At 66.0% G+C, this 17,989-nt stretch carries 17 protein-coding genes; 14 read left to right on the top strand and 3 right to left on the bottom strand.

Annotated elements, in window-relative coordinates; genetic code table 11:
- Positions 1–5: 5 nt before the first annotated feature.
- On the top strand, positions 6–563 hold the full coding sequence (locus OY559_RS04670; RefSeq protein WP_277728930.1) for a YceB family lipoprotein: 558 nt from the start codon (positions 6–8) through the stop codon (positions 561–563).
- A 425-nt stretch (positions 564–988) separates the two neighbouring features.
- Here the strand turns inward: OY559_RS04670 and OY559_RS04665 are convergent, their stop codons facing one another.
- Both OY559_RS04665 and OY559_RS04660 read right to left on the bottom strand, forming a co-directional pair.
- Positions 989–3,199: a DUF5916 domain-containing protein gene (locus OY559_RS04665; protein ID WP_277728929.1), complete on the bottom strand. Its 2,211-nt coding sequence runs from the start codon at positions 3,197–3,199 to the stop codon at positions 989–991.
- A 113-nt stretch (positions 3,200–3,312) separates the two neighbouring features.
- Positions 3,313–3,786: an SET domain-containing protein gene (locus OY559_RS04660; RefSeq protein ID WP_277728928.1), complete on the bottom strand. Its 474-nt coding sequence runs from the start codon at positions 3,784–3,786 to the stop codon at positions 3,313–3,315.
- Positions 3,787–3,944: 158 nt separating this feature from the next.
- On the opposite strand from OY559_RS04660, the gene OY559_RS04655 reads away from it, so the two are divergent.
- Entirely contained in the window at positions 3,945–4,484 is a 540-nt protein-coding gene (locus OY559_RS04655) for a cytochrome C (protein WP_277728927.1), read from the top strand.
- A gap of 15 nt (positions 4,485–4,499) precedes the next feature.
- On the opposite strand, the gene OY559_RS04650 is transcribed toward OY559_RS04655, so the two are convergent.
- The gene (locus OY559_RS04650; RefSeq protein WP_277728926.1) at positions 4,500–4,703 is read right to left on the bottom strand and encodes a hypothetical protein; all 204 of its coding nucleotides are present in this window, start codon (positions 4,701–4,703) and stop codon (positions 4,500–4,502) included.
- Between the two features lie 207 nt (positions 4,704–4,910).
- On the opposite strand from OY559_RS04650, the gene OY559_RS04645 reads away from it, so the two are divergent.
- From OY559_RS04645 to OY559_RS04590, 12 genes are all read left to right on the top strand, one after another.
- Entirely contained in the window at positions 4,911–5,369 is a 459-nt protein-coding gene (locus OY559_RS04645; protein ID WP_277728925.1) for an SUF system Fe-S cluster assembly regulator, read from the top strand.
- A gap of 15 nt (positions 5,370–5,384) precedes the next feature.
- Positions 5,385–6,824 (top strand): Fe-S cluster assembly protein SufB, encoded by a 1,440-nt coding sequence (sufB, locus tag OY559_RS04640; protein WP_277728924.1) that lies wholly within the window; start codon positions 5,385–5,387, stop codon positions 6,822–6,824.
- A 156-nt stretch (positions 6,825–6,980) separates the two neighbouring features.
- Positions 6,981–7,745, top strand: a complete 765-nt coding sequence (gene sufC, locus OY559_RS04635) for a Fe-S cluster assembly ATPase SufC (protein ID WP_277728923.1) — start codon at positions 6,981–6,983, stop codon at positions 7,743–7,745.
- Positions 7,745–9,007, top strand: a complete 1,263-nt coding sequence (sufD, locus tag OY559_RS04630) for a Fe-S cluster assembly protein SufD (RefSeq protein WP_277728922.1) — start codon at positions 7,745–7,747, stop codon at positions 9,005–9,007. The genes sufC and sufD overlap by 1 nt, the downstream gene beginning before the upstream one ends.
- Positions 9,004–10,257 (top strand): cysteine desulfurase, encoded by a 1,254-nt coding sequence (locus OY559_RS04625; protein ID WP_277728921.1) that lies wholly within the window; start codon positions 9,004–9,006, stop codon positions 10,255–10,257. Before sufD ends, OY559_RS04625 begins: the two co-directional genes overlap by 4 nt.
- Positions 10,258–10,393: 136 nt before the next feature.
- Entirely contained in the window at positions 10,394–10,933 is a 540-nt protein-coding gene (locus OY559_RS04620) for a GNAT family N-acetyltransferase (RefSeq protein ID WP_277728920.1), read from the top strand.
- Complete coding sequence (locus tag OY559_RS04615) at positions 10,930–11,262, top strand: non-heme iron oxygenase ferredoxin subunit (RefSeq protein WP_277728919.1); 333 nt, start codon at positions 10,930–10,932, stop codon at positions 11,260–11,262. The genes OY559_RS04620 and OY559_RS04615 overlap by 4 nt, the downstream gene beginning before the upstream one ends.
- A gap of 99 nt (positions 11,263–11,361) precedes the next feature.
- Positions 11,362–11,733: a hypothetical protein gene (locus tag OY559_RS04610; protein WP_277728918.1), complete on the top strand. Its 372-nt coding sequence runs from the start codon at positions 11,362–11,364 to the stop codon at positions 11,731–11,733.
- Positions 11,734–11,863: 130 nt separating this feature from the next.
- Positions 11,864–14,116: a TonB-dependent receptor gene (locus tag OY559_RS04605; protein WP_277728917.1), complete on the top strand. Its 2,253-nt coding sequence runs from the start codon at positions 11,864–11,866 to the stop codon at positions 14,114–14,116.
- 77 nt (positions 14,117–14,193) lie between these two features.
- Positions 14,194–14,880 (top strand): Fe2+-dependent dioxygenase, encoded by a 687-nt coding sequence (locus tag OY559_RS04600; RefSeq protein WP_277728916.1) that lies wholly within the window; start codon positions 14,194–14,196, stop codon positions 14,878–14,880.
- A gap of 119 nt (positions 14,881–14,999) precedes the next feature.
- Positions 15,000–15,440: a hypothetical protein gene (locus OY559_RS04595; RefSeq protein ID WP_277728915.1), complete on the top strand. Its 441-nt coding sequence runs from the start codon at positions 15,000–15,002 to the stop codon at positions 15,438–15,440.
- A gap of 109 nt (positions 15,441–15,549) precedes the next feature.
- Positions 15,550–17,931 carry a TonB-dependent receptor domain-containing protein gene (locus OY559_RS04590; RefSeq protein ID WP_277728914.1) on the top strand — a complete coding sequence of 794 codons (2,382 nt, stop codon included), beginning with the start codon at positions 15,550–15,552 and terminating at the stop codon, positions 17,929–17,931.
- Positions 17,932–17,989: the final 58 nt, after the last annotated feature.

Below are 17,989 nucleotides of genomic sequence, written 5' to 3'. Positions count from 1 at the left end.
CGCCCATGAAGAACCTGCTCTCGCGCGTCGCGCTGATCGCCCTGCTCGCCCTGTCCACCATCGCCATGGCCGATACCGGCAGCGTGCTGCGCTTCAACGCCGCCCAGCTGCAGACGGCGGCGCGTGCCGGTTTCCCGATGGAACAATCGCTATTGGAAGGCTTCGCATCGCTCACGCTGAGCGATCCGGATGTGCGCATTCCCTCGCCCGGTGAACGGCTGACGTTGCAGATGGACTACGACATCGCGCTGGCCACGGGCGAACGCCTGGAGAACGGCAACGTAGTGGTCAGCAGCGGACTGCGCTACGACCCCGGCACCCGCGGCCTGCACCTGGTGGATCCGCGGATCGAACACCTGGGCACCGGCGCCGCCGGTCGCGGCCTGCCCGGCGGCTCGCGCGAGGTCCTGCAGGAGCTGATCGGCGAGTACGCCCGCACCCGGCCGCTCTACACGCTCACCGAAGCGGATCTGGCCCAGGCACCCGGCCCGTTGGGCGCGGACTCGCTGCGGATCAACGACGGCCACGTGGAACTGCGGCTGGCGCCGGCCGCGACGCCGTGAAGCCGGCCTGACGGAGATCCGCAGGGTCCGGAGACTCGCCTGCGACTCCTCGGGGCTTGCGCGCGACCTTCTGAGTCCCATCCGCAAGCAGCAGACACTTGCGTGCAAGGCGCCGATACCGAGCCATGGGTCGCGAAGACGCGCGCGCAAGCTGCCGGAACCCGGGCGCAAGGCCATGCCTGCCCACACACGAGTCGCGGAGCCTTGCGCGCAAGATCCTGAGACTCGTGAGCGAGACTCCCGATACCGGCACGCGAGACGCAGAGTCCTGCGCGCAAGTCGCGGAAACCCGCCCGCGACATTCCCGTCAGTGGCGCACGAGCCGTGGCGCGTCGCGCGCCAGCCCAGGAACCTCGCGCGCAAGGCTCCCGATACTCACGGCCCGGAATCCAGGCCTTGCGCGCCACCTGAAGGCGGCGGCGACCTCATATCTCGAAGCGGTAACTCAGCTTCACCACCAGTTGCTCGTCGTCGCGCAGGCGGAAGCTGTCCTGCAGCAGGTCCTCCACCCCTTCGGTGCCGGTGCGCTGCTCGTAGCCACCGCGGGCATAGACCACGTACAGGTAGGACAGCGGCGCCAGTTCGTAGCGGTAGCGCACCTGGAACCCCAGGTTGCGCACGCTGAAGTCCTCCACCGTGTCGGTCGCCGCCAGCGCGTAGCCCTGCGGATCGAAGCGCCAGGCATCCTGCACGCGGGCGTCCAGCGCGATGGCCTGCATCTTCACCCGCAGTTCGTGGCGGTCATCGACCACCCAGTCCAGGCCGGCGCTGAGATCGAACTGCCGTCGCTTGAAGCCGCCCACCAGGTCCTCGCGTTGCCACACCAGCCAGTCGGGGGTGTACAGCGCGTAGCCACCGGCGTAGATGCTGAAGGCATCATTGATGAAGTAGGTGACGGTGTATCCGGCGCCCGCGCCCAGCTTGCGATTGCCGGCCAGGCCGCCGGTGAAGGTTTCCAACTCCGTTTCGTGCGCCCAGTCGCCCTTGCGCGGCCGCTCGTACTCGAAGTACGTGTTGAAGTTCGCCGGCAGCCGCACCACGCCGTTGCCACGCAGCAGCATGTCGCTCAGGCCCGCGCTGTTGACGTTGATCTGGGCGTATTCGTAACTGCCGTTGCGCAACTGGCCCTCGCGGCTCATCCGGAACTGGTCGTTGAGCTTGTCGCCGTGGTTGTTGTGGCTGCTGCTCACCCGCCAGCGCCAGTCCTTGGATGAGTAACGCGAGGCATCCGGCAGACCGGTGAACCGCTTGCGGACTTCCCAATGCAGGTAGTTGGTGCTGTTGCGGGAGAGATAGCCGAAGTCGTTGATCTGCAGGTCGTTGCCGAAGTGCATGGCGATCCACTGCTGGCGCCAGCCATCGTCCATTTCATAGTCGGCCCACACCGTCGCACCCAGGTCCTGCACGCGATCCCCGGCCTGATCGATGCGGCTGCCCAGCAGACGGCTGCGGATGTTCCAGCGCGCCGTCGGCCGCCAGTTGTGGTCCACGCCCAGCACGGTGGCCTCGCGGTCGGTGGCGTCCTGCTCCACGCGGGTCAGCATGGCGCCGAGGTTCTGCTTGTCGAAATCGCGCACCACGCGCAGCGCGTGGAAGCTCCTTCCGTACTCGCCATCCTCGTCGGCCGAGAACAGGCCGTAGTTCGCCTTGCCCAGGCTGCCGTTCAATTTCAGCGCCGCGGTGATGTCGCCCGTGCTGCCCACGCGACGCGTGTACAGCTGCTGGCTGTCGTCCGACGGCGTGGTCAGCTCGAAGATGCCCTGGTTCTCGGTGAAGAACGGTCGCTTGTCGCTGATGAAGGTCTCGGTGGCGCTGAAGTTCACCACCAGGTCGTCCGCCTCCACCTGGCCGAAGTCCGGGTTCACCGTGGCGGTGAGCTGGAAGCGCCCGTTGGGCTTCCAGAACACGTCCGCACCGCCGTTGAAGTCGCTGCGCCGGCCCACGTTGTCGTACAGGCCCGACACATACGGCGTCAGCGCCAGCAGCGACTGGTCGTAACGCGGCACGGTGACGGACGCGAAATCGGACATGAAGCGCGGGCGCTCGAAACTGGCGCTCGGCCAGGCCATGCGCTCGCCGGTCACGCCGATCACGCGCGCCAGGAACACTTTCAGCGTGCGCTGTCCGTCGGTGCCATCGCGCATCGGCGCGGTATGCCACGGGATCAGCAGTTCGACGCTCCAGCCCTGTTCGTCTTCACCGACCGCATGCCGCCACTGGCCGTCCCAGTCGCTGTTGAACTGGTTTTCGTTGGTGATGACCTCGTCGGCGATGCCACCGGTGGAGCTGACGGTGAACGCATAGCCGGTGCGCCCATCGCCATCGAAATCGATGAACGCATTGACGCGGTCGACCTGTTCGTCGAAATCGCGCTGCACCTTCTGCCGCGTCCGCGGCACGCCGGCAGGGTGCGTGTTGCGGAACGCGATGGCCAGGCCGTCCGGCGTGGCCAGTATCCAGGACTCGGTGGGCAACGAACCCGGCTCGCCGGTCAGCGGCTGGGTCTTGCGGAAGTCGGTGACGTGGTGCGCACCCTGCCATTCGGCAGGATCGACGCGGCCATCGATCTCGACGGCGTGGACGGAGGCGCAGGGCAAGGCCAGGGCAAGCAGGCCGATCAGGCGTGGCAGGGTCATGGAGGCTGGGGAGTGGTCCGGTGCGCGCACGTTAGCGGCGGAAAACACGGGCGACACCTGCCTTCGGTCATTTCAACCCTCAGGCCTTCCGCGGCATCCGTGCCTGATGGGGATCAGCGGCCTTTCTTGGGCTGCAGCATCGTGCCCGTGCACTTCCTGCTGCCGCAACGGCAGGCCCAGATCTTCTTCAGGCGCGCGGTGTGCGGTTCGGACAGGGTGATGCCGTAGTTGTAGGTCAGCTCCTCGCCGGGCTTGATCGCGCGGATCGCCTCGATGAAGACCTTGTCCTTCTTGCGGTTCTTGCCGTCGTGCTCTTCGATCACGGCTTCGCAGTTGGGGTCGCAGCTGTGGTTGATCCAGCGCGCCTTGTTGCCCTTGTGGTTGGCGTCGATGACGTAATCGTCGTTGAGCGTGAACAGGAACGTGTGGCCCGAATCCACGTCGCCGGTGTCGTCGGCGTCCACTTCGTCATGCGTGCGGCGCTTGCCCTTGTACTCCACTACGCGCTCGCCCTTCTCGATCGGGGCGATGGCGAACACGCCGTTGCCATGGATGTCGGATTGGCGGGCTTCGATCTTGCGGGGCATGCGGTATCCAGGGAGGCAGTGGAGTGCGGAGGGGGGATTCTCGCCCAATGCCGCCGCGTTTCCCACCTTCCGTGCCGCTGAACGGCATCGCGCGACACATGGCCGGTCCGCACGGGGCGGTGCGTTCCTTGCCCGGTTCCCTTCAATTTGCCCTCGCCATGCGCCCTGTCCGTGCCCTGCTGATGCCCGCCTCGTTGCTGTTCCTGGCCGCGTGCCAACCCACCCCGACGCGTACCGTCGCAAGCTTGCCGCCGCCCCCGTCGGCACCGGCGGGCGATCTGCTCGCGCGCGGCGAATACCTGGTCCGCATCGCCGGCTGCAACGATTGCCACACGCCGGGCTATGCCGAATCGGGCGGCAAGGTCGACAAGGCGGGGTGGCTGGTGGGTTCGCCGATGGGTTTCCACGGCCCTTGGGGCACGACGTACGCCAGCAACCTGCGCCTGCGCATGCAGCAGCTGACGGAGGCGCAATGGCTGGAATACAGCGCCAACCTGCGCACCCGCCCGATCATGCCGGACTTCGCCGTGCGCGACATGAGCGAGGAAGACCGTCGCGCGATCTACCGTTTCGTGCACGCACTCGGCGCCGCAGGACAGCCGGCGCCCGAGGCGCTGCCGCCGGGCAGGACGCCGCCGCCGCCCTACTTCGGCATGGTGCTGCCGGAACCGCCTGCAGCGTCTGCCGCAGCCCAGTGAACGGTGTTGGCGGCGTCACCACGGAAACACGCGGCCACTGACCATCCAGAACAGGCCGAACGCCAGGCCGAACAGCGTCCAGAACAGCTGGCCCAGCCCGCGGAACAGCTTCACTGCCAGATAGACGCCACCGATGGCCAGCAGGACACGCCACAGGAAGCCCTGGTCCAGGCCGTGACGGGAGGGAGCGGATTCGGGGTGACCGTGGATCGTGTTCATGGCAAGTGTCCTTGAAGAGAGGCTGTCCGCGAGTGGACGCTGCCCATCTTCCCGACCCGGCGCACCCGGCATCAGTCGCAGCCGTCAGCCATCGCGGGTGACATTCGTCAGCCCGCGTCCGCACGCCTGAACGGGGAATCCGTCGGGGTTTGAGCCTCGGGGGCCAAAAGCGTACAATTTCGGTACGTTTTCAAGACCCGCCTCCCCATGCTCCGTGTCACCAAGCTCACCGACTACGCCACCGTGGTCCTGACCGTGCTCGCCGCACGGCCGGGTGAAGTGCTCAGCGCGTCCGATCTGGCCGAGCATTCCGGCCTGGAGACGCCCACGGTCAGCAAGGTGTTGAAGCCGCTGGCCCAGGCCGGGCTGGTGGAAGGCCTGCGCGGCGTGCACGGCGGCTACCGCCTCAGCCGCGGCGCGGCCGACATCACCCTGGTCGAGATCGTCGAGGCCATGGAAGGTCCGCTGGCCATGACCGAGTGCAGCCAGAGCGAAAGCCACTGCGGCATCGCCCACCAGTGTGGCGCCCGCGCCAACTGGCGATTGATCAATGACGTGGTGGCCGACGCCCTGCGCGGCTTCACGCTGGCCCAGATGATCACCCCTCCCCCTTCCTCCGACGACACGCGCAGGCGCCCCATCGCCGTGCATGTCGCCGCCAGTTGACCTGTAGGCAGCCCCATGGCCACCGAAAACGCTGAAATCCTGGAACAGCTGGGACGTCGCTACGACGCCGGCTTCATCACCGACATCGAATCCGATTCGCTGCCGCCCGGCCTCGACGAGGACGTGGTGCGCGCACTCTCGGCGAAGAAGGAAGAGCCCGAGTGGATGACCGAGTGGCGCCTGGCCGCCTATCGCCACTGGCTGACCATGCCGGTGCCGCACTGGGCCAAGCTGAAGATCGCGCCGATCGACTTCCAGGCCATCAGCTACTACTCCGCGCCGAAGGCCAAGTACGCCTCGCTGGACGAAGTACCGCAGGAACTGCTGGACACCTACGACAAGCTCGGCGTGCCCCTGCACGAGCGCGCCAAGCTGGCCGGCGTGGCGGTGGACGCGGTGTTCGACTCCGTGTCCGTCGGCACCACCTTCCGCAAGGAACTGGCCGAGAAGGGCATCGTGTTCTGCTCCATGAGCGAAGCGATCAAGGAACATCCGGACCTGGTCAAGCAATACCTGGGCAGTGTGGTGCCGGTGGGCGACAACTATTTCGCCGCACTGAACTCGGCCGTGTTCTCCGATGGCAGCTTCGTGTTCATCCCCAAGGGCGTGCGCTGCCCGATGGAACTGAGCACCTACTTCCGCATCAATGCCGGCCATACCGGCCAGTTCGAGCGCACACTGATCATCTGCGAGGACAAGGCGTCCGTGTCCTACCTCGAAGGCTGCACCGCGCCGATGCGCGACGAGAACCAGCTGCATGCCGCCGTGGTGGAACTGGTCGCGCTGGAAGACGCGGACATCAAGTACAGCACGGTGCAGAACTGGTACCCCGGCGACGAGGAAGGCCGTGGCGGCATCTACAACTTCGTCACCAAGCGCGCCGAATGCCGCGGCGCCCGCAGCAAGGTGGTGTGGACGCAGGTGGAAACCGGTTCGGCGATCACCTGGAAGTACCCGTCCTGCGTGCTGTTGGGCGACGACTCGACCGGCGAGTTCCACTCGGTCGCGCTCACCCACCATCGCCAGCAGGCCGACACCGGCACCAAGATGATCCACGTGGGCAAGCGCACCAAGAGCAAGATCGTCAGCAAGGGCATCAGCGCCGGCCGCGGCCAGAACACCTACCGTGGCCTGGTGAAGGTGGACCGCAACGCCGACGGCGCACGCAACCACACCCAGTGCGACAGCCTGCTGATCGGCAAGAAGTGCGGCGCCCACACCTTCCCCTACATCGAGGTGAAGAACCCGACGGCGACGCTGGAACACGAGGCCACCACCTCGAAGATCAGCGACGACCAGATGTTCTACTGCCGCGCCCGCGGCATCAGCCAGGAAGATGCGGTGTCGATGATCGTCGACGGCTTCTGCAAGCAGGTCTTCCGCGAGCTGCCGATGGAATTCGCGGTGGAAGCGAAGAAGCTGCTGGAAGTGTCGCTGGAAGGCAGCGTGGGATAAGGCTTTTCCCTTCTCCCGTCGGGAGAAGGTGGCGCGAAAGCGCCGGATGAGGGTGCGACGAAATCGGGATGGTTCACCGCCAACGATTCCGCCGGACCCTCACCCCAACCCCTCTCCCGGTGGGAGAGGGGCTCAAGAAATCAAACGGAAACGAACATGCTCAAGATCGACAACCTCCACGCCAGCGTCGCCGGCAAGGAAATCCTGAAAGGCCTCTCGCTCGACGTGAAGCCGGGCCAGGTGCACGCCATCATGGGCCCCAACGGCGCGGGAAAGTCCACGCTGGGCAACATCCTGGCCGGCCGCGAGGGCTATGAAGTCACCGCCGGCACCATCGAATTCGAAGGCAAGCCCCTGCTCGACCTTGAGCCGGAAGAGCGCGCCGCTGCCGGCGTATTCCTCGCCTTCCAGTACCCGGTCGAAATCCCGGGCGTGAACAACACCTACTTCCTGCGCGCCGCGCTCAACGCCCAGCGCAAGGCGCGTGGCGAGGCGGAACTGGATTCCATGCAGTTCCTCAAGCTGGTGCGCGAGAAGCTGGCCGTGCTGCACCTCAAGGACGAACTGCTGCACCGCGGCGTCAACGAAGGCTTCAGCGGTGGCGAGAAGAAGCGCAACGAGATCTTCCAGCTCGCCGTGCTGGAACCGAAGCTGGCCATCCTGGACGAAACCGACAGCGGCCTGGACATCGACGCGCTGAAGAACGTCGCCGAGGGCGTCAATGCCTTGCGTTCGCTCGATCGCGCCTTCCTGGTCATCACCCACTACCAGCGCCTGCTCGACTACATCAAGCCGGACGTGGTGCATGTGCTCGCCAATGGCCGCATCGTGGAGACCGGTGGCCCCGAGTTGGCGCTGGAACTCGAACAGCACGGCTACGCGTGGATCAAGGACCGCGTGGCGCCGGAGAAGGTCGCCTGATGAGCGCGCTGCTGGATTCCCTGTCCGCCGGCTTCAATGGCGACGCGGCGCGCCGCACCGTACTGGACGAAGCCCTGCGCGACGGCCTGCCCGGCCCGCGTACGGAAGCGTGGAAGTACACCTCGTTGCGCCAGCTGGAGCGTCGCAGCTTCGCCGGCGTGGACGCCGCGCCCACCGTGGACCCGATGGTCTTGGCCGACATCCCGGCACCGCGTGCGGTGTTCGTCAACGGCCGCTACTCCGTCGCGCTGTCGCTGACCACCGACCTGCCCGATGGCGTCACCCTGCAATTGCTGTCCGAAGCCCTGGCCGAGGGAGGCGAAGCTGCGCGTTTCCTGCAGCGCCGCTTCGAGCGCGGCGAGGAAGTGTTCGCCCGCCTCAACGCCGCGCTCGCCACCGAAGGCGTCCTTTTGCGCGCCGAGGAAGGTACGCGCAGCGAACAGCCGTTGCACCTGGTCTTCATCGGCGCCGAAGACGGCACCGACCGTGCCTGGCACCTGCGCAACCTGATCGAACTGCGCGCCGGCGCCGCGCTGACCGTGGTCGAGCACCATGTCGCCATCGGTGCGCATGCACACCTGATCAACGCCCTGAGCCATGTGCACCTTGCGCAGAGCGCCCGCCTGACACATGCGCGCGTCGAAGCCGACAGCGCGCGCGCCACCACATTGCTGCGCACCGACGCGGTATTGGCCCGCGACACCGAGTACCGTCGCGTGGACCTGGAGCTCGATGGCGGCCTGTCGCGCCATGAACTGAATGTCCGCCTCGAAGGCAACGGCGCGCGCCTGATCGCCAACGGCGTGCTGCTGGCGCACGGTCGCCGCCACGTGGACACGCGCCTGGGCATCGACCACATCGCCCGCGATACCGCCTGCGAGCTGACGTGGCGCGGCCTGGGTGCCGGTCGTGGCCGCGCGGTTTTCCACGGCGGCATCCTGATCCGCGAGGGTGCTGACGGCACCGACGCAGCGCTGTCGAACAAGAACCTGCTGCTCTCCGACAACGCGGAGATCGACACCCAGCCGGTGCTCGAGATCCATGCCGACGAAGTGAAGGCGGCGCATGGCGCCACCGTCGGCCAACTGGAAGCCAATGCGCTCTTCTACCTGCGCTCCCGGGGCCTGTCCGCGCCGGAAGCCCAGCAGTTGCTCACGGCCGCATTCTGCCGAGAACCGCTGTCGGTCATCGAGGACGCGGGCCTGCGCGACCTGCTGGTGGCGCGTGTCGATGCGGCGCTGGCGACGTTGGGCGCGGCATGAACCACGAGACCGTTCACCTGCCTGCAGCGGAGACCGGCATCGACTGGGCGCGTGTCCGCGCCGATTTCCCCTTGCTCACGCGGCAGGTCAACGGCAAGCCGCTGGTCTATCTGGACAGCGCCAATACCGGCCAGAAACCCGCATCGGTGATCGAGACCGTCGACGCGTTCTACCGACAACACAACGCCAACGTCAGCCGTGCCGTGCACACACTCGGCACCGAGGCCACCGATGCCTACGAAGGCGCGCGCAGGAAGCTGGCGCGCTTCCTCAACGTGCGCCCGGACGAACTGGTGCTGTGCAGCGGCACCACGTTCGCGATCAATCTGGTCGCCTACTCGTGGGCACTGCCGCGCCTGAAGGCCGGCGACACGATCCTGGTGTCGCGCATGGAACACCACGCCAATATCGTGCCGTGGCAGCTGGTGGCCCAGCGTACCGGCGCGACCATCAAGGTCGCGGAGATCGACGCCGACGGCACGCTCGACCTCGACGCACTGTATACCGCGATGACCGGCGACGTGAAGCTGCTGGCCATCACCCACACCTCCAACGTGCTGGGCACCGTCAACCCGGTGCGCGAGATCTGCCGCGAGGCCCGCAAGCGCGGCATCGTCACTGTGGTCGACGGCTCGCAGGCCGTGCCGCATCGTGCGGTGGACATCGCGGCCATCGGGTGCGACTTCTACGCCCTGACCGGCCACAAGATGTGCGGCCCCACCGGTACCGGCGCACTGTGGGCACGCCGGGAACACCTGCAGGCCATGCCACCTTTCATCGGCGGTGGCGAGATGATCAAGGAAGTCAGCTTCGACGGCACCGTCTTCAACGACGCGCCGCACAAGTTCGAGGCCGGCACGCCCAACATCGCCGGCTTCATCGGCCTGGGTGCGGCCGTCGACTACCTGGATGCGCTGGGGATGGAAAAGGTCGAGGCACGCGAAGCTGAACTGCTGGCGCACGCCACCGAGGAACTGGACAGGATCGAGGGCCTGCGCATCTTCGGCCGTGCGCCGGAGAAGGCGGCCGTCATCTCGTTCCTGATCGAAGGTGCCCATGCGCACGACCTGGCCACACTGCTGGACCTTGAAGGCGTCGCCGTCCGTTCCGGCCAGCACTGCGCGCACCCCCTGCTGCAGTTCTATGGCGTGGCAGCCACGCTGCGGGCGTCGTTCGCGTTCTACAACACGCACGAGGAAGTGGAGCGCTTCATTGCCGCACTGAAGAAGGCGCGCAGCCTGCTGGCATAACGCGTGTTTCTGTTAGGAGCGACGTAAGTCGCGACCGCACGCCCGAACGACATCAGACACCTGCCAGCAGGCGGAAGATTCCCGGTCGCGACTGCCGTCGCTCCTACAGGTTGCCGGATTTACGTAAAATCCGGTCATGGACACCCCGACATTCCGCGCGGCCACCGAGGCCGACATCCCCGAACTCGTCGCCCTGGTGACGTCCGCCTACCGGGGGGACGTCAGCAGGCAGGGCTGGACCACCGAAGCCGATCTGCTGGACGGCCAGCGTATCGACGCCGATGCGCTCCGCCACGACATCGAACGGCCGCGCAGCAGGATCATCATCGCCGAGCGGGACGGTGCGCTACTCGCTTGCGCACACGTGGCGGACGACGACGGTGCCGGTTACTTCGGCATGTTCTCGGTGCGTCCCGACCTGCAGGGCGCCGGCGTGGGGAAAGCCATGCTGGCGGAAGCAGAGCGTATCGCGCGCGCCGAATGGCAACTGCCTGCCATGCGCATGACCGTGATCGACCTGCGTGATGAACTGATCGCCTTCTATGAGCGGCGCGGCTATGCGCGCACCGGCGTCAAGAAGCCCTTCCCTTACGGCGACTCACGCTACGGCATTCCCAAGCGTGACGACCTGCGTTTCGAAGTCCTGGAGAAGCCGCTTCCGGGGGACACGGCATGAGCGGGACATGGACCTTCGTCTGCGCCACCGGCGAGTTGCTGCCCGGGGAAATGAAGACCGTCTTCGACGAAGTCACCGGTACGCCGATCGTGGTCGTCAACCAGGACGGGGCCCTGTATGCGCTCGAGGACAAGTGCAGCCATGAGGATTTCGAGCTGTCGGCGGGCAGTTTCGACCCGGCCGAGGGCAGCCTCGAATGCGTGCTGCATGGTGCGCGGTTCGATGTCAGGGACGGGCGCGCCCTGTGCGCACCGGCTTATTCGCCGGTGGTGAAGTTTCCGACCCGGATCGAACACGGTGGCGTCTGGACCCGGGACGATCGGGACTGAGTCCGGCATGTAAAGCTTTTGTTGTAATCGCAAATCATTCTCATTATCCTGTCGCACCGCTGCGACAGGCTGTCGCAGCCCGACCCGTCCGAGGCCCTGGTGCTGCGCGAGACCCGCCCTTTCCCGACCATGTTCGCCAGCTTGCTGCTGGCGTGCCTGCTCGTGCTGGCAGGCAGCTCGCACTGGTTCATCTCCGACATGGTCGCCCAGACCGGAAGCGCATCGGCAACGCCATCCCAGCACGATGCTCTGTCCGACCTGCGGGACGACATGCACACTGCGTCCGCCGCTCTGGTGGGGCCGGCAACGGAAAGCCCGCCCGTGCCGGCGGAGTGCGAAGGCGATGACGCCATCGTCCCGCCCGCCTCCGGGCCGGTGTTGTCCCGGACACGCGCTGGCGTTGGTGGTCACACCGACACGGCACCGCCGCGCGACATCCGCCACCCGGGCCGCGGACCGCCCTACGCCTGACCGCGTGCGCCGCACCCGTCGGCGCCCCCCGCTGCTTTCCGATCCTTGCGCCGACCGGGGTCGACCCGTCTCCATCACTTCCCGCCAGCCTTCGCCACCGGGTATTCCTTCACCGCACCTGAGGATGCTCATGAACCTGCGCCACTCTCCCCTCGCCACTGCCCTGCTGCTGGCCATCACCACACCTGCCTTCGCCGCCCCGGCCGGCGATGCGCCCGCCGACGCGGCCATGCAGGCCAAGGAGCTCGATACCGTCGAAGTGCACGGTGAACGCGTGCAGAAAGCGAGCTCACCGAAGTACACCGAAGAACTGCTCGACACGCCGCAGACCATCACTGTGGTCACCAGTGAGGTGATGGCGCAGCAGAACCTGCTCGGGCTGAGGGACGTGCTCAGCACGTTGCCCGGCATCACCTTCGGCGCCGGCGAAGGCGGCGGCGGTTATGGCGACAGCATCAACCTGCGCGGCTTCAACGCCACCACCGACATCACCGTGGACGGCGTGCGCGACAGTGCCCAGTACACCCGCACGGACAACTTCAATCTCGAATCGATCGAACTGATCAACGGCGCCAATTCGGCCATGTCGGGCGCGGGCTCGGTGGGCGGCAACATCAACCTGGTCAGCAAGATGGCAAGGGAAGGCGACTTCAATACCTTCACGCTGGGTGCCGGCACGGACAGCTTCGGTCGGGCAACCGTGGACAGCAATACCGACCTGGGCGAGGGCCAGGCGCTGCGCGTGAATGCGATGATCCATCGCAACGACGTGCCCGATCGGGATGTCGAGGAATACAAGCGTTGGGGCATTGCGCCTTCATTCGCGATCGGCCTCGGCTCGGACACCCGCTTCACGCTCAGCTACCTGCACCAGCACGACGAGAACATTCCGGAATACGGACTGCCCTATTTCGCGGCCTATGGCGGATTGCTGCCCGGCGTCAGCCGTGAAGCCTACTTCGGCTACCGCAACATGGACACGCAGGAGATCGATGTCGACGTGCTGACGGGCGTGTTCGAGCATGATTTCAGCGACACGACCTCCCTGCGCAGCCTGGCCCGCTATCAGAAGGTGGACCAGTACACGGTGGTCAATCCGACCCAGGGCACCTGGTGTCTCGACAGCGGCGTCAACCCGGCCAACGGTCAGCCGTGTGCTTCGCCGGGAACGTACCAGCCCAGTGGCCCGCGCGGAACGACCCGCGACACGACGAACGGCCTGGCGCTCAGCCAGACCGACCTGACCACGCGATTCAGCACCGGCCGTATTGAGCATGCACTGGTCGCCGGAGTCTCGTTCATGCACGAAACCTACGAACTGGACAACGGCAATACCCAGCGCAACGCCGACGGCACGGCTCCTGTTTATCCGGTGATGGACATCCACAACCCGAATAACGTGTACACGGGGCCGGTCAACTACATCCGCACAGGGCACACGGACGGCACGCTGGACAACCAGGCGCTCTACGCGTTCGACACCCTGAAGTTCAGTCCACGATGGGAGCTCGCACTGGGCGCGCGATACGAACACAACGAAGGCGATACGCGCACACTGAGCTTTGCCACGCCCGCCGCGGGCGGCGCCATCACCGTCGGCCCCACCCTCAGGAATGAGGATGACCTGTTCTCCTACCGCGCAGGCCTGCTTTTCAAGCCAGCGGACAATGGCAGTGTCTACCTGTCCTACGCCAACTCGAAGACGCCATCGAAGGCATCCGTGAACGGAGCCTGCAATGCAGCGACTTGCGAGGTCGATCCGGAGACCGCAGTCAACATCGAACTGGGCACCAAGTGGAATCTGCTGCAGGACAGGCTGGCGGTGACCGCGGCCCTGTTCCGCAACGAACGCCAGAACTACAAGGTGGCCGACCCCAGCAACCCGGACAACCCCTCCGGTACGCAGCAGTTGGATGGCAAGGCGCGCGTGGACGGCATCGCACTGGGTGTGGCCGGCAACATCACCCGCGCCTGGTCGATCTTCGCCAACTACACCTATCTGGACAGCGAAGTCCTGCAGAGCGTGTCGGACCATGTGCGTGAGACCACCGGCATCGATGCCCAGGCAGGCAATCCGCTGCCGAATACGCCGGAGCATTCGGCCAGTGCCTGGACCACCTACGCGCTGCAGGGCTGGACGTTCGGCTACGGCGTCACCTACCAGGGCGACTTCTACACGGCGAGTACGGCCAATGCCCCGCGCGTGAAGAGCTACACCATGCACAGGGCGATGGCGGGTTACCAGTTCAATGCACGCTTCGGACTGCAGTTGAACATCGACAACCTGTTCGACAAGGCGTATTTCACCCGCGTGCGCAACAACGGCTGGGCGACCCCGGGCGCGGCCCGCTCCGCCGTGCTGACGGCGACGTTCAAGTTCTGATCGGCACCATGCGGTAGTTCCCATCCACCCCGTCCATGCACAATGGACGGGGTGGCTTCATTCCGAGGTAGTTCGATATGCTGCTGGCGATTCCGGATGTCCTCACGGCCGCACAGGTGTCGCAGGCACGCGCCATGCTCGATGCGGCGGACTGGGCCGATGGCCGCATCACGGCCGGCTATCAATCAGCGAAAGCCAAGGACAATGCGCAGTTGCCGGAGGATTCACCTGCTGCGCGCGATGTCGGCGCGATGGTCCTCGATGCCTTGGCGCGCAACAGCACGTTCTTCTCGGCGGCGCTGCCCAAGCGCATCTATCCCCCCCTGTTCAACCGATACGGCGGCGGCCAGTCGTTCGGTTACCACGTCGACAACGCCATCCGCTACGACCGCAGCCGTGGCGGCGTGGATCCCGTACGGACCGACCTGTCGGCCACGCTCTTCCTCAGCGCGCCGGACGAGTACGACGGCGGCGAACTGATCATCGAAGACACCTTCGGCATGCAGAGCGTGAAGCTGCCGGCCGGGCACATGGTGCTGTATCCCGGCACCAGCTTGCACAAGGTCACCCCGGTGACGCGGGGTACGCGCGTGGCGTCCTTCTTCTGGATGCAGAGCATGGTGCGCGACGACGGCCAGCGGCGACTGATGTTCGACCTGGATGTCGCGATCCGCCACGTGACGGCCGACGTTCCCGACCATCCCGCACTGGTCCAGCTGACCGGCGTGTACCACAACCTGCTGAGGCAGTGGGCGGAGACGTAAGCCCATCAACCACAAACAAGATTCATCCTTGTTTGCATTTGATAAGTATTCTCATTTAAGATGACCCCGCTTGATGCACCGCCTACGGCGCATCGTCGGGGAAACGCTTGATCCACGCCTTGCCAGTCACTGCCCGCCAGACCTGCGCACCACGCCATCGCGCGTCGTCATGGCGTTGGCTGTCGGTGCTCCTGGCCCTGATGATGCTCTGCGTGGCCATCGGCTCCGCCGCCGCCCACACGACGCCTGTCGAAACGGCGACCACCCGCGCCACGGCCCCATCGTGGGCGATGGCCGACGCGCACCGGGGCGACCCGCCCCGCGAGGTGCGCCATCGCGGATTGCACCTGAAGAAGCCACGGCTGGCGGCACTGCAGGTTTGCACGCTGCGGGCGTTGCACGCGCGTGCGTCGCTGGTCTTCGGTCACGGCGATGGCGACGCCGTCCCATCGGGTGACGACTTCGCACGTCGCTCCTCTCCGGCGGATTCCGTGCACGCCCATCGCACCGATCCTGCCCTGCGCCTGCATCCGGGCCAAGCTCCGCCGCACGCTGCCTGACGCCCCTGGTTCGTGCCAGACACGGCCGTCCGGACCCTTCCTGCGTCCTCCGGCGTCAGCGCCTGTGCGCGTGTGCGCCAAGCCCTCCTTCCCCACTTCGACAAATGCCATGAATCCTTCTTGCAGCTCCCTGCAGGCGCCGCTGCGCCGCAATCGCCTTGCCGTTGCCCTTCTCGCCCTGGCCTCCGCTCCCGTGCTCGCACAGCCTGCGCCGGACGGCGCGGCGGATGCCACCGATCTCGATACCGTCGTGGTCACCGCCTCGGGCTTTGAACAGAAGATCACCGATGCGCCCGCCAGCATCAGCGTGATCACGGCGGAGGAGTTGCGGCAGCGCCCTTACATCACGCTGATCGATGCGGTGCGCGACCTGGAGGGCGTGGATGTCGGCGAAACCTCGGACAAGACCGGGCAGAAGACGATCAGCATCCGCGGCATGGGGCCGGATTACACGCTGATCCTCATCGACGGCAAGCGCCAGAACAACCACGGCGACATCTACCCGAACTCGTTCGGCGGCAACCAGTTCAACCACATTCCGCCGCTGGACATGGTCCAGCGCATCGAAGTCATCCGCGGCCCCGCATCGACGCTGTATGGCGCCGACGCGCTGGGTGGCGTGATCAACATCATCACCCGCAAGGTGTCCGATCGCTGGCGCGGGTCGGCCACGCTGGGCCACGGCATCCAGGAGAACAGCGATTTCGGCAGCGACAGCACGTTCGACTTCGCCCTGATGGGACCACTGGTGAAGGATCGCCTGGGCCTGGGTGTTCGCGGCTCCTGGTACGAGCGCAATGCGTCGACGCCCGAATATGAAGCGATCACCGCGCCGGATGGCACCATCTTCGAGCGCTCGCTGGGCTTCGGCGGTGGTGGCAAGACGGTGGACAACACCAACAAGAGCGCGGGCGTGACCCTGAGCTGGACGCCGACGGACAACCAGAGCGTCATGTTCGACTACGACACCTCCGAACATGTGTACGACAACACGCCGTACATCAACAACCTCGGCACCGAAACCTATCCGCTGGGCACCGTGGACGGCCTGGCGGGCATCTGGCGCGCGGCGCCGCAGGTCGGTTATGCCGCCGACCAGGAGTTCACCCGCGACCAGTGGTCGATCACGCACAACGGCCAGTGGGCGTTCGGCACCAGCTTCGTGTCGCTGGCGCATATCGACACCGGCAATCACGGCCGCACGCTGCCCTTCACGGTGGCCGAGCGACTGCTGCATCGGGACATCTATTGCAACAACGCGGCGACCTGCGCCACGGGTCCCTATGCCGGACAGACCCGCGCGCAGCGCCAGCAGTTGGCCATCGACACCTTCCTGCCGCGCCCCAAGCGCACCATGGAGAGCAGCCAGTACACGCTGGATGCGAAGCTGGATTTCGCCGTCGGCGATACCCATCGCTTCGTCGTGGGCGGCCAGCTGATCGACGGCGAACTGGAAGACGGCGTCTTCGGCATGGAAGGCGGCGGCGATGGCGGCGGTACCGTGCAGGAGCACAAGATGTGGTCGCTGTTCGCCGAGGACAACTGGAATCCGCTCGATGCGCTGACCATCACGCTGGGGCTGCGCCATGACGACCACAGCGTGTTCGGCAGCCAACTCAGTCCGCGCGCCTATGCCGTGTGGGATATCAGCGAAGCATGGACGCTGAAGGGTGGCGTCAGCACCGGCTTCAAGACACCCAAGACCACCGACCTGTACGACGGCATCACCGGCTTCGGCGGCCAGGGCACCACGCCCTTCGTCGGCAACCCGGACCTGCAGCCCGAGACCAGCGTCAACGGCGAGATCGCGCTGTACTGGACCTCGCCGGACGACGCGCACAACTTCAACGTCACCGTCTTCCGCAACGACTTCGACGACAAGATCGCGCGCGGCGAGAGCAGCCAGAGCTGCGAGCAGACGGGCGGCACGCGCCCCTGCGCCAACCTCGGTGACTACGCGCTGTTGGGCTATACGACGTATGCGCAGAACATCAACATCGATGAAGTACGCATCCAGGGCGTGGAGATCGCCGGGCGCTGGGGCATCACGGAGACCGTGTCGCTGCGTGCCAACTACACCTTTACCGACAGCGAGCAGCTGAGTGGTGCGCAGAAGGGTCTTCCGCTGACCAATACCGCCCGGCACATGGCGAACACCAGCCTGAACTGGCAGGCGACCGCGAATTTCAGCCTGCAGCTGCTGGCGGAAGCCCGATCCAAGCGCTATCGCGACACCCTCAATGGCGTGCGCCGCGACTACCAGGACTACACCGTGCTCCATCTGGGCGCGCAGTACCGCTTCAACGACCACGTCTCGGTATCGGGCCGCATCAACAACCTGCTCGACGAGGACTTCACCACCTTCCAGACGGTCTTCAGCGACCTCGACAACGACGGCATTTACACCTCCAACGAGGTGTCGTACCTGGACGACTACAACAATAAGGACAAGTCGCGGAACCTGTGGCTGAGCCTCAACGTCAGCTTCTGACGCTGAAGTGCGCCCCCTCTCCACGCGGGAGGGGGACGCACCTCAATTGAGAGCCATT

The organism is Pseudoxanthomonas sp. SE1 (genome assembly GCF_029542205.1).
Taxonomy (GTDB): Bacteria; Pseudomonadota; Gammaproteobacteria; order Xanthomonadales; family Xanthomonadaceae; genus Pseudoxanthomonas_A.
The sequence above is the reverse complement of the archived record's forward strand: the minus strand, read 5'-3'. Positions and strand labels throughout refer to the sequence as shown.

Bases quoted from the DNA above. Each gene is read 5' to 3' on its own strand.
- OY559_RS04670 (WP_277728930.1), top strand. From the start codon at position 6: ATGAAGAACCTGCTCTCGCGCGTCGCGCTGATCGCCCTGCTCGCCCTG.
- OY559_RS04665 (WP_277728929.1), bottom strand. From the start codon at position 3,199: ATGACCCTGCCACGCCTGATCGGCCTGCTTGCCCTGGCCTTGCCCTGC.
- OY559_RS04660 (WP_277728928.1), bottom strand. From the start codon at position 3,786: ATGCCCCGCAAGATCGAAGCCCGCCAATCCGACATCCATGGCAACGGC.
- OY559_RS04655 (WP_277728927.1), top strand. From the start codon at position 3,945: ATGCGCCCTGTCCGTGCCCTGCTGATGCCCGCCTCGTTGCTGTTCCTG.
- OY559_RS04650 (WP_277728926.1), bottom strand. From the start codon at position 4,703: ATGAACACGATCCACGGTCACCCCGAATCCGCTCCCTCCCGTCACGGC.
- OY559_RS04645 (WP_277728925.1), top strand. From the start codon at position 4,911: ATGCTCCGTGTCACCAAGCTCACCGACTACGCCACCGTGGTCCTGACC.
- sufB (WP_277728924.1), top strand. From the start codon at position 5,385: ATGGCCACCGAAAACGCTGAAATCCTGGAACAGCTGGGACGTCGCTAC.
- sufC (WP_277728923.1), top strand. From the start codon at position 6,981: ATGCTCAAGATCGACAACCTCCACGCCAGCGTCGCCGGCAAGGAAATC.
- sufD (WP_277728922.1), top strand. From the start codon at position 7,745: ATGAGCGCGCTGCTGGATTCCCTGTCCGCCGGCTTCAATGGCGACGCG.
- OY559_RS04625 (WP_277728921.1), top strand. From the start codon at position 9,004: ATGAACCACGAGACCGTTCACCTGCCTGCAGCGGAGACCGGCATCGAC.
- OY559_RS04620 (WP_277728920.1), top strand. From the start codon at position 10,394: ATGGACACCCCGACATTCCGCGCGGCCACCGAGGCCGACATCCCCGAA.
- OY559_RS04615 (WP_277728919.1), top strand. From the start codon at position 10,930: ATGAGCGGGACATGGACCTTCGTCTGCGCCACCGGCGAGTTGCTGCCC.
- OY559_RS04605 (WP_277728917.1), top strand. From the start codon at position 11,864: ATGAACCTGCGCCACTCTCCCCTCGCCACTGCCCTGCTGCTGGCCATC.
- OY559_RS04600 (WP_277728916.1), top strand. From the start codon at position 14,194: ATGCTGCTGGCGATTCCGGATGTCCTCACGGCCGCACAGGTGTCGCAG.
- OY559_RS04590 (WP_277728914.1), top strand. From the start codon at position 15,550: ATGAATCCTTCTTGCAGCTCCCTGCAGGCGCCGCTGCGCCGCAATCGC.